General features: G+C 30.1%; 13 protein-coding genes, 1 rRNA gene and 2 pseudogenes. 11 read left to right on the forward strand and 5 right to left on the reverse strand.

Translation table 11 applies throughout. The annotated features are described in order from the left end of the window. Positions 1–218: ribosomal RNA gene (locus B4H69_RS14130) — 16S ribosomal RNA — on the reverse strand; the annotation flags it as partial. A 724-nt stretch (positions 219–942) separates the two neighbouring features. Here B4H69_RS14130 and B4H69_RS14135 point away from each other — a divergent pair. From B4H69_RS14135 to B4H69_RS14180, 10 genes are all read left to right on the forward strand, one after another. Next, a complete protein-coding gene (locus tag B4H69_RS14135) occupies positions 943–1074 on the forward strand; it encodes a transposase (protein ID WP_114999214.1) in 132 nt (43 codons plus the stop codon). Between the two features lie 100 nt (positions 1075–1174). After that, the gene (locus B4H69_RS14140) at positions 1175–1852 is read left to right on the forward strand and encodes a tyrosine-type recombinase/integrase (RefSeq protein ID WP_125350815.1); all 678 of its coding nucleotides are present in this window, start codon (positions 1175–1177) and stop codon (positions 1850–1852) included. An 88-nt stretch (positions 1853–1940) separates the two neighbouring features. Further along, entirely contained in the window at positions 1941–2195 is a 255-nt protein-coding gene (locus B4H69_RS14145) for a type II toxin-antitoxin system Phd/YefM family antitoxin (protein ID WP_068599366.1), read from the forward strand. Continuing rightward, a complete protein-coding gene (locus tag B4H69_RS14150) occupies positions 2196–2453 on the forward strand; it encodes a Txe/YoeB family addiction module toxin (RefSeq protein ID WP_114999210.1) in 258 nt (85 codons plus the stop codon). Between the two features lie 189 nt (positions 2454–2642). Continuing rightward, the gene (locus B4H69_RS14155; RefSeq protein ID WP_291094570.1) at positions 2643–2972 is read left to right on the forward strand and encodes an ArsR/SmtB family transcription factor; all 330 of its coding nucleotides are present in this window, start codon (positions 2643–2645) and stop codon (positions 2970–2972) included. Positions 2973–3032: 60 nt separating this feature from the next. Next, positions 3033–3497: a DUF6428 family protein gene (locus B4H69_RS14160; protein WP_114999206.1), complete on the forward strand. Its 465-nt coding sequence runs from the start codon at positions 3033–3035 to the stop codon at positions 3495–3497. A gap of 168 nt (positions 3498–3665) precedes the next feature. Next, positions 3666–4736, forward strand: coding sequence for an ArsO family NAD(P)H-dependent flavin-containing monooxygenase (locus B4H69_RS14165; protein ID WP_115001976.1), 1071 nt, complete (start codon positions 3666–3668; stop codon positions 4734–4736). Positions 4737–4740: 4 nt separating this feature from the next. After that, entirely contained in the window at positions 4741–5352 is a 612-nt protein-coding gene (locus B4H69_RS14170) for a low molecular weight phosphatase family protein (protein WP_114999204.1), read from the forward strand. Positions 5353–5355: 3 nt separating this feature from the next. Next, the gene (gene arsB / locus B4H69_RS14175) at positions 5356–6390 is read left to right on the forward strand and encodes an ACR3 family arsenite efflux transporter (protein ID WP_114999202.1); all 1035 of its coding nucleotides are present in this window, start codon (positions 5356–5358) and stop codon (positions 6388–6390) included. A 118-nt stretch (positions 6391–6508) separates the two neighbouring features. Then, positions 6509–6679, forward strand: coding sequence for a hypothetical protein (locus B4H69_RS14180; RefSeq protein ID WP_291094574.1), 171 nt, complete (start codon positions 6509–6511; stop codon positions 6677–6679). Positions 6680–7667: 988 nt separating this feature from the next. On the opposite strand, the pseudogene B4H69_RS14185 reads toward B4H69_RS14180, so the two are convergent. Continuing rightward, a pseudogene (locus B4H69_RS14185) lies at positions 7668–8291 on the reverse strand (integrase core domain-containing protein); the annotation flags it as partial. A 123-nt stretch (positions 8292–8414) separates the two neighbouring features. Next, positions 8415–8585, reverse strand: coding sequence for a helix-turn-helix domain-containing protein (locus tag B4H69_RS14190; RefSeq protein WP_260392412.1), 171 nt, complete (start codon positions 8583–8585; stop codon positions 8415–8417). A 56-nt stretch (positions 8586–8641) separates the two neighbouring features. Here B4H69_RS14190 and B4H69_RS14195 point away from each other — a divergent pair. After that, positions 8642–9235: pseudogene (locus tag B4H69_RS14195) on the forward strand (transposase); the annotation flags it as partial. A 48-nt stretch (positions 9236–9283) separates the two neighbouring features. Here the strand turns inward: B4H69_RS14195 and B4H69_RS14200 are convergent. Both B4H69_RS14200 and B4H69_RS14205 read right to left on the reverse strand, forming a co-directional pair. Beyond that, positions 9284–9814, reverse strand: a complete 531-nt coding sequence (locus B4H69_RS14200; RefSeq protein WP_114999200.1) for a hypothetical protein — start codon at positions 9812–9814, stop codon at positions 9284–9286. Continuing rightward, a complete protein-coding gene (locus B4H69_RS14205; protein ID WP_114999199.1) occupies positions 9814–11157 on the reverse strand; it encodes an AAA family ATPase in 1344 nt (447 codons plus the stop codon). The genes B4H69_RS14200 and B4H69_RS14205 overlap by 1 nt, the downstream gene beginning before the upstream one ends. Between the last annotated feature and the right edge of the window lie 285 nt (positions 11158–11442).

The raw sequence follows: 11442 nt of genomic DNA on the forward strand, positions 1-11442 counted from the left end.
ACTGCGATAAATCTTTCAAAATCTAATGATGCCATTAAATCTGTTATAAAGTATTAATCCTCCTTTCGAAGGGCTATCCTTTTCAGTAGGGCAAGTTGCATACGCGTTACGCACCCGTGCGCCGGTCTCTAGTTCCCGAAAGAACTATACCCCTCGGCTTGCATGTGTTAAGCCTCCCGCTAGCGTTCATCCTGAGCCAGGATCAAACTCTCCATTGTAATTTTTCTTTTGGTATTGCTACCTATGTTTTTACAACTTCGAATTTCCTATAGCTCCATTATTCAAGGATTGACTTCGTTTTATTCGGCTATTTTTTCTTCTGTATATTTTATAATTTCAAATGAACTTCTCATCTTAGCAAACCCTCTCGGTATTTGCGGTTGCAAAGGTAATACTTATTTTTTAACTAACAAATTTTATTTTGATAAATTTTAAAGTTTTTATTTCAATAAATCAATTCTTACTTTCACTCTCAAACTCCTTTCGGAATCGGTTTGCAAAGGTAATACTTATTTCTAAACTCGCAAATTTATTTTTAAATAATTTTGTCGCTATACAAGTCCTTATGTCAATTTCAATACTACTCGTCTTTCGTATTGTGATTGCAAATATACAACCCATTTTTCCGAACTTCCAAACTCATTTTACAATTAATTTACATTCGACTCTTAAGTTGCTGGTACGATGGGAAATATTTTTTGAGAATTTTAGATGTGAGAAGTGAGATACGAGGTTTTTGACGAGAAAAGCACGCTTTTTGAGTTACTATTTTGGGTTTACGAGAGGAAGATTGCGCGAACAGTAAGCCATTTTTACGCTCATTACGCTAAATTGACTCTCGCCTTTTCAGCAAGTTTTCTATATGAAATTTCAAAGCTATCATGTTTTTAATTGTAGAAATTTGTTTTATTTCATAATCTAATTGTCTCTTTCAAGATTTGAATGGACAGTTATCTAAATAATATTAATAACAACAGAGCAATGATTCGCTATTGCAATAACTGTTTGGATATTCGTTTATTTTTAGGTCATGATTTAAACGAAAAACTACCTTGGCATTCCACAATTGGTTAAACTTGCGTCCTTTTTGGTAAAGAAGCTTTCTTACAGTTATTTCAATTTGTTCATAAATTACTAATGTTAGTTTTAATACAAATGTTCAATTTTAGCCATAATGTTTAAAGATGCCATTCGTGAAGAAATCATCAGTTTAAATACTTACCCATTTGCAAGTGTACGAATCAAAAAAGCCAAGAGTACAAGATTGTTTTTAAACAAAGAACAAATCGAGCAGCTAAAAAATCACAAGAGTTCATTTGGTCAAACAGATACCTATTTCAGAGATATGTTTATTTTTTCTTGTTATGCCGGAGGATTGCGTTTTAGTGATGTCGTTACCTTACAATGGAAAAACTATGATGAAAACGAACAACGTATCAGATTAAACATCCGTAAAACTAAACGTTCACATCAATTCAAGGTAGGTCAATCTGCTTTAGAGATTTTAAACAAATACAAAAAAGAAACTTCCGAACCAGATGATTTTATTTTTCCAATCATTTCAGAAGCTAATTTCTTCGAACAATCCAACGAATACCAACTAAAAGTAATCGGTAGCAAAAATGTTTTATGTGGTCAGAAATTGCGTAGAATGGGCAAAGAATTAGAATTTCCATTCTCATTATCTTTTCATTTAAGCCGACATACATTTGCAACCCAAGCCTTAGCTAACGGTATGCGTATTGAGTATGTATCAAAACTTTTAGATCACTCTGATATTGGAACAACTCAAATTTATGCTAAAATCGTAAACGAAGAATTAGACAAAGCAGTAGAGCAATTCATTGAATAGTAAATGTTTATTTTAAAATGATGTAAGAAGATAGATTTTGAAAATCAAAATATTGTACATATATTTGTACATAATAAAATACAAGATTATGATAATAGCAAGTGTTTCAGATTTCAGAAAAGATATTAAATCTTACTTAGATAGAGTTTCGAAGAATTTTGAAACCTTAATCATCAACAGAGGGAAAGATTCAGGTATTGTGGTAATGTCATTAGAAGAGTACAATTCTTTAATGGCTACAAATCACGAATTATCTTCTCGTATCAATGAATCAAGATTAGATGCTGCCATTGAAAAATTAAAAAGTAACCAATCTTTTGAAAGAGAATTAATCGAGGAATAGATGAAATATATTTTCGTAGATGAATCTTGGGAAGATTATTTATTTTGGCAAAAAACCGATAAGAAAAAAGTAAAACGTATCAATGATTTATTGAAAGATATTTCACGTACTCCTTTTACTGGTATAGGGAAACCAGAGCCATTAAAACATAAATATTCAGGGTTTTGGTCACGTAGAATAGATGAAGAACATCGTTTAATTTACAAGTACGAAGATGGTCAGATATTAATAGCAAAGTGCCGTTTTCATTACGATTAAATAATCAATTTTTAAGATATAAATAAGATAGAATTCTGTTGGGTTGTAAAACTTAACAGAATTTTTTTTATGCCAAAATCGTAAACAAAGAATTGGATAAAGCCGTTGAGCAATACATTAAATAAATAACATTAAATTTTTTAGTATTCAATAATTATATCGTAATATTGCAATGATAATAAATCAATAATGGGAACAACTAAATCAGAAATATTTACAGACGAACAAAATAAACTAGCTACTTTATTCAAAGCATTAGGACATCCTGCTCGTGTGGCTATTATTCAGCATATTATCAAGCAAAATGCCTGTATCTGTACAGATTTAGTAGATGAGTTAGGATTAGCACAAGCCACAATTTCTCAACATTTAAAAGAATTGAAAAGTATAGGAATTATCCAAGGTTCCATCGAAGGGAAATCAGTTTGTTATTGTATTGATGAAAAGGTTTGGGCTTCAATTCAAAATGAGTTTTCTAACTTTTTCAATCAAAATGTAAAAATAGAGAAATGCTGTTAAGGCATTTTTTTAAAATAAAACATCGTAATATTACGATTAATAAATAATAATATTAAGAAGATGAAACTTTCAGAAATCAAAGAAATCTTACCAACATTACAAAATGTTGAATTTCAATTAGAGGATGGTACTTTCGTGCCAGAGCATTTCCACGTTACAGAAGTGGGAGAAATCACAAAGAAATTTATTGATTGTGGTGGAGTGATTAGAAATGAAAAAGTGGTGAACTTCCAATTATGGAATGCAGACGATTACGAACATCGTTTAAAACCAGGAAAATTACTAAACATTATTCGCTTATCCGAAAATAAATTAGGTATGGAAGATGCCGAAATTGAAGTAGAATATCAGTCGACTACAATTGGTAAATACGATCTTGAATTTAATGGAAAACATTTCATTTTAAAGAATAAAAAAACAGCTTGTTTAGCGGAAGATGCTTGCGGTATTCCTGTAGAAAAACCAAAAGTGAAATTGTCAGAAATCCAATCATCTTCTTGTACACCAAATTCGGGGTGTTGCTAAATATTGTAACCATAAATATTATAACAATTACCAATGATAATTTTTTAGGAGTTGTAGAAGTCGATAAACAAGGATTATCAAACAGTAAACGGTATTAATATAGATAAGAATTTATAGAAACGTAAAAGTATTAATTTGTGAATGCATAAATCAGATAAAAACAATTCAATGGATGAAATATTTGATGTTATAGTTATTGGAGGCGGGCAAAGTGCATTAGCTTGTGGATATTATCTAAGACGTGCAAAACTGAAGTATATTATTTTGGATAAGCAAAATACTTCAGGCGGGGCTTGGCTCCATACTTGGGATAGTTTAACCCTATTTTCTCCAGCAGATTATAGCTCGTTACCTGGATTGATAATGCCAAATTCTGAAAATAAATTCCCTACAAAACAAGAGGTTATACATTATTTAGGACAATACGAGCAATATTATCAACTTAATGTGAAAAGAAATAGTGAAGTTGTTGAAATTAAAAAAAATGGAGATTTTTTTCAAGTTCACACGCAAGAAAGTTTTTTTAAAACCAAAACAGTTATTTCTGCTACAGGAACGTGGGGAAATCCTTTCATTCCGAATTTAAAGGGAATAGAAAATTACAAAGGTGTTCAAATACATTCAAGTAAATATAAAAACCCCGAAGATTTTAATGGTTTAAAAACATTGGTTGTTGGAGAAGGTAATTCTGGTGCTCAAATTGTTGCTGAAGTATCAAAAAATACGACAGTAAAATGGTCAACAAAAAAAACACCTGAATTTCTACCCGATGAAGTGGACGGCTATTATCTGTTTAAAATTGCCAACGCAAGATATAAAGCAGAATTAGAAGGAAAAACATTTGATGCATCAAATTACAATTTAGCCAGTATTGTTATGGTTCCACCTGTAAAAGAAGCTCGTGAAAGAGGAGTGTTAATTTCTAGTGGTACATTCCGTGAGTTTTACGACAAAGGAGTAATTTGGGATAACGGCGAACAAGAAGATTTTGATGCAATTATTTGGTGTACAGGCTTCGGTTACGATACTACATTCCTAAAATCACTAATACAACTAGATGAAAAAGGTATTGCAAAAACCAATGAAACTAAGTCTTTAGATATTGAAGGTTTATGGTTTGTAGGCTATGGTAATTGGACAGGTTATGCATCTGCATCTTTAATTGGGGTAAACAGAACCGCAAAACAAACAATTTTAGAAATTCAAGATTTTTTATCTAAACACTTAAAAATTAATTAAAAATATGTACTCAACAATATTAAAAACTGTAGAGCAATTTCATTTTGAAAATATCAGTAATGATCGCAAAAACATTTTACAACCTTTAATAGATTACATTCAAGGAAAGGTAAATAGTAAAAAACCGGTAAACCTTAATTTTATTTGTACACACAATTCACGCAGAAGTCATCTAGCACAAGTATGGGCACAATTCGCTGCTGCTTATTATAATATCCCCAATATCAATTGTTATTCTGGTGGTACAGCAGAAACAGCTTTGTTTCCAAAAGTAATTGAAACGCTAAGCAATCAAGGTTTTCAAATCTTTAAAATTACAGATAGTAATAATCCTATTTATGCGATAAAATATGATGAGAATAGTTCACCAATTATCGGTTTTTCTAAGAAATATAATGATGCATTCAATCCCATTTCAAATTTCGCAGCGATTCTAACTTGCTCCCAAGCAGATGAAGGTTGTCCTTTTATATCCGGTGCTGAAAAGCGAATTCCCATTACTTACGAAGATCCTAAAATTTCGGATGATACAACCGAACAAACCGAAGTTTACCAACAACGCAGTTTTCAAATCGCAACTGAAATGATGTACATATTTTCACAAATCACTAAATAAACGATGCAACCAAAACTAAAATTCCTTGATAGATACCTAACCTTATGGATTTTTATCGCAATGGTTTTAGGTGTTACAATTGGCTATATCTTTCCCAATATGTCTGTTTTAATAGAGCGTATGAGCATTGGCACAACCAATATTCCTTTAGCTTTAGGGTTGATAATAATGATGTTTCCACCTTTAGCCAAAGTAGATTATTCTCTATTACCACAAGTATTTAAAAACAAAAAAGTAATCGGAATATCCTTAATCTTAAACTGGATAATTGGTACAGTTTTAATGTTTGGTTTGGCAGTTCTATTTCTTCACGACGAACCGGATTATATGTCTGGATTAATACTAATTGGTTTAGCTCGATGTATTGCAATGGTGATAGTTTGGAGTGATTTAGCGAAGGCTAATAGAGAATATACAGCAATGTTAGTCGCATTAAATAGTATTTTCCAAGTTTTGAGTTATAGCTTCTTGGTTTGGTTATTCATTAATGTATTACCTGCAAAATTAGGTTTAGCTAATTTTAATGTTTCGGTTTCAATGATCGAAGTAACACAAAGTGTAATGATCTATTTAGGTATTCCATTTTTAATAGGTTTTATCACGAGATACGCGCTAATTAAGAAGAATGGTATAGAATGGTACAATCGTGTATTCGTACCCAAAATATCTCCCATAACACTTTATGCATTATTGTTTACAATCGTCATAATGTTCAGTTTAAAAGGAGATAAAATTATTGAATTACCAATGGATGTAATTAAAATTGCTATACCGCTAATAATCTATTTTGTTCTAATGTTCCTTATCAGTTTCTTTATTAATAAAGCAATGAAGGTTCCTTATGATAAAAATGCATCTATTTCATTTACAGCGACAGGTAATAATTTCGAATTAGCTATTGCAGTTTCCATTGCAATATTCGGTATTCACTCTCCACAAGCTTTTGTAGGAGTTATTGGTCCGTTGGTCGAAGTTCCGGTGTTAATACTTTTAGTAAAAGCAAGTTTGTGGCTGAAAAGGATATATTATAAAGAATAGAGCAATACATCGAATAAGAAAGTAAATCATCCATAAAGCGACACGTTTTTCCATTGTAAGGTTTTAATTTACATTAAATTACCTTAAAAAATGTTTAATGACTAAAACTTAATGTACTATGGCCTATTTGATAAAAGAAACTGTACAATTCAAAGAATTTACACAAGTTGCTTTACACAACGTAAACCTCGATAACTGTTACAAACAAGCATTGTATCTAATTGATGAAGGATTCAGGTATTGGTTTAACAACGAAGAAATTAAAAACATTAACCAAAACAACGAGTAATACCAAATCAAATCCCCAAAAGAAAAATTGTTATTAACGTGGTTCGAAAAAGCAGATAAGGAAACAGCAACAGTTTTTCTAAATGCAACTCAAATAGCCACAAGGTTAGCTTTTTTCAGTAACATTAATATCAATAGCGGAACAGTAAACCAATTGGGTAAAGCATTAAAGAAACACGGTTTTATGAGAATCTCTAAAAATGGTTCGTACGTCTTGCAGTCAAAGAATTAGCATACGATCAAGTACAGAAAGAGAATAAAACATTGGAAGAAAAATAAATTCGGCTTCTAAAACGATACCGTTAAGAAAATGAATATTGAGAAGGATAAGAATAAATTACCGACTGAAAGGAGCGATTTAATTTATTCCCGAATCAATATTCATTTTTAGGTTAATCGTTTTACAGCCTTGACTTTTTTGATTCGTTTTTGTGTCAAGACAAATCCATAAGATTCATGAATACAATATTCTTAAAATAATAAAGCCATGAATAAAAAATAACATATAAAAACAAAGTCTAATATCTCAAGTGTTTTCTGATTACAAGACAAAATGAAAACAAAGAACAAATCATTCGCTAACAAACTCAAAAAAAATAGAGTATCGGCATCTAAATCAAAATGGCATAACAATTTACAGACGAGTGTCAATCCATTGAGAGAAGCGCAAAAATGTTTACCGACCATCGGGAGTGATTTAAACATTTTAGTGAAACGAAATGATGATTGACCGGCGAGAATTGAAGCCTTCATTTTTTGATTACTTTTTTATCAAGAAAAAAGTAATTAATAAAATGAACATAATAATAGCAAACATCTCAAATGTTTTTGTATCAAGCCAAATCCAAAGGATTCATGAATACATTATTCATAAAACAATAAACCAATGAATAAAAAAGAACATACAATAACAAAAGTCTAATAACTAACATCTCAAATCTCAATACTATGAGTGTCGTACTTCATCACTTCATAGACATTAAATATAATTATTTTAGTTTTGATTTTAGTATTTCATAAGGAGTTTTTCCTTTAAATGATCCATGTGGTCTATTGAAATTATAAAAATTCTCCCATTGTTCTAAGTTTTGATTTAGATCGACATCATCAGTATAGCTTAAAAGTTGATAAAACTCTTTTTTATCAGTTAAATGAGATCGTTCAACTTTCCCATTTAACTGAGGCGTTCCTACTTTTATAAATCGGTGTCTCATTCCTAAATCTTGAACATGCCAATGAAATTTTGATTGATATTCATGTCCGTTATCTGTTTGAATTGTATTAATTCTGAAAGGAAATTTATCTACAACATAATTTATGAAATCAATTGATCTTAATTGATTGTGCTTTTCATAGATTTTAAGCGCTCTAATTCGTGTAGCATCATCAATTGCTGTATATTGAAATCGCTTGATTTTTTGACCATTTGCATCATGAAAAATCAGAAATTTAACATCAACCTGCACATGATGACCTGGTGTTTCTTTTTCATATCGAATACTATGCATAGCTCTTCTAGTTGCCTTTCTGTCTAATCTAGCAACATTATTACGCTTTAGAATACGATAAACACTTGATTCTGATATTAAAATATCATGATAACGTTCTAAATACCATTTAATTCGCCAAGTCCCTAATTTATGTTCTTTTCGAAGTTCTAATACTTTATTTACAATTTCTTGCTTGATTTGATTGGGAAATGTACGAGGAGTTGGTTTTTTTCTAAGTAAACCTTCTTATCCATGTTCATCATACGCCTTTTTCCATTTATAAAATGTACTCTTTTTCACGCCAAAAAATTTATATGCTATAGAGTTATTTCCATATTCTTTGGCATATTTTAGAACTTGTAGTTTTTTACTATAAGTTAAATAAGCTGCTATTTCTTTTGTCTTTTTAATCATCATAAAGCTATATTAGTTTTTTACTAATTTAGTCTACGAGGATGTGACGTATCCACAACGAATGTATTCAAAAAGGAGGAAATAAAGCTTTTCTGCCTTTCAAACGAACTTTAACAGACAGCAAAGGCTACGAAAAGAAAAGCTATAGAAGTTCGCAAAAAGATTGTGGACAATGTCCTTTACGAGAAAGTTGTTGTGGAAAAGTAACCAAGTTTAAAAAGTTGGAAGATAGCATTCACAAGCCTTTGTACGATAAAATGCATGAAAAACTCACCCAAAATAAAGCGTATCACCGCAGGTTAGTTAAACGTCGAAGTTCTACAGTAGAACCAGTTTTAGGAACGTTGATTAACTTCTTTAACCTAAAACGAATCAATAGCAGAGGAATGTCTAAAGCCAATAAACATGTACTAATGTCAAGTTTATCTTACAACTTGAAGAAATATCTACGCTTTACAGTCAAAAAATCAAGTGTTTTAGCCCAAGTTATTTATTTAAAACAAGGGAAGAACTACGCTTCTACAAAATCACTCCTTCACTCCTTAAAAAGAGAGTTTTTAAGCAAGCCTAATTTTACATTAATATATTTTTCTAAAAATAAACCTCGCTTAAAAAGGCTTAAACGAGGTCATATATTCTGTTTTTTACTGTAAATTGGAGTTGTGCAACAGTTACCGATGTTAGCGGAAGGTGATATTTTATTAGTTAAGAAATTTTTCAATTCTAATTCTAGGAGGGAAACCAGGTGATAAAATAAGAATTTCTTCTTTAGTCCTATCTGGTTTAGTAAATTTAATAACATCTTTTGTACTTGTTAGTTGTCCATTAAATTTTGGAGAAAGTAAAACACGTACAAAATCAAATTCTTGTATACAATTATTATATTTTTTCCATAGCGCATTACAATAATTCAAAAAAATTTCAGAGGCAACAAATTGATCTGCATATCCTTTAGGTTGATTAGATTTAAGTTCAAATAATACAATTTTATTAATTGATGGAATTATAACACAATAATCACAACCTTTATGAATAAATTCGACACCACTTCTCAAGTACGATGATTTTTTTTTGTAGCCAGCTTGGTCAACATCTAATTTTAAAATAAGACTATCTTCAGGTAATCCTCCAACAATAATTGATTGACCTGTTGTTTCTTCGACCAATTTGACTTCCTTTCTTATCTCATCGTATGACTTGATAACCTGTAAATCACAAAAAATACTTTCCATTATGATATAAAATAGTCTAAATCAGATGAAATTGTGAAAAGATTATTGATTTCCTCATCAAAAAATGGAATTTCTATTCCAGTATTTGAAATTTTTAATGAGTTCAATGATCCATTTATTCCTTGATATACTGATATTGAATTAAAATCTAAATTATCTTTTTCAGTATATCTTTTTTTATTTTTTACTAACCAATCTGCCTTTTCTTCAAAATCATTTTTTAAAAGTATAAGATTGTTTAATTCTTTAATTAAAAAATCACTGTGAGTTGTAATAAATACTTTAATACCAAGATTTACAATTGATGCAATTAGTTTAGCCATTAATCTTTGATTTTTTAAAGTGAAATGACTTTCTGGCTCATCTATTATTAGTAAATCACCAACCTTGGCAATATGCTTTAAATAAAAGAAAATATCAACAATGCATCTTGCAGATGAAGATGCTAAATACAATGGTATATCAAATTTATTATTTCGTTTATTTCTGGTATAAAATCTAATATCTTGTTTATTTTCTTTTTTAAATTCAGCTCCTAAGATTTCTTTAATAATTTCTAAAGGATACGAAATATCAACATTAGAAGAATTCTTTTTTATATTATCAATATTTCTCGTAAATGCAATGTGGTCACGAATAGGTGTTGCGTAATATGCACTCATATTCATAATCAATTCAAAAGGATGAATATTATCATCTTTATTTTCTAGATTTTGGAGGCTTTCAATCATTGAATTTCTTCTTTCATCTAGTTCTTTATAGAATAGAGAAATACCTAAACGTTCTGCAGTAATGATTGTTGGATCTGGAATAACATCATCAAAAACCATAAAACAAAATAAGTCTCCAATTATTTCTCTGACTAAATTTTTATCTAAATCGTTTTTATTTAGAGTTTTATAAATAATAGATAAAGTGTTGTCTTTGATACTTCCTTCAAATATTGTATTGTCACCAACTCTGATTTTATTTTCTTTATCTTTAAAAGTAAGAGGTTGTTCAACTTTAATTTTTAAACTAGCTTCATCGAAAATTTTCTCTTTATCGTTAAATAATTCTTTGATGCGACGTTTGAATTTGTCACTTTCTTTTTTTAGTGCAATCTCTGATAATTCAACAATTTGATTTTTATCAAGATTAATTTGACCATTTAAAATAATTTCTTGAGAGAGTTCTTTAAAACTAGTGTAATTAATAAAGTCACGCCAATACTTTAGAGCGCCATAAGTACTATAAGTTACATACGTTTTACCTGAATTGTTATCTCCAACTAGTATAGTTAAATCATTAAGTTGTAATTCACAACTTTCAATTTTGCCTAATTTTTTTATTGTAACTTTCATTTATAGTATATTTGAAACTATCGCAAATATAGTAATTTACTTATTCACTTTTTAGTAGTTGGTGGTTATTGTCACTTTCCGCTAACGGTTCGGGGCTTTGCGAAGTGGCGGAAAATCGAAGCGAGAAGTTTCGATTTAGACGGAACGTAGCAAAAGCCAATTTCTATTTGCTAATTTATGAAAAAAGCCAATAAAATTGGCTTTTGCGGATTAAAATGTACAAACTTTCAACTTAGCCGTTACCCCGCCATTTTGCAAAACCCTTGTTGAACTAAACCTCCAGTA

The organism is Empedobacter sp. UBA6745 (assembly GCF_002453775.1).
Lineage (GTDB): Bacteria > Bacteroidota > Bacteroidia > Flavobacteriales > Weeksellaceae > Empedobacter > Empedobacter falsenii_C.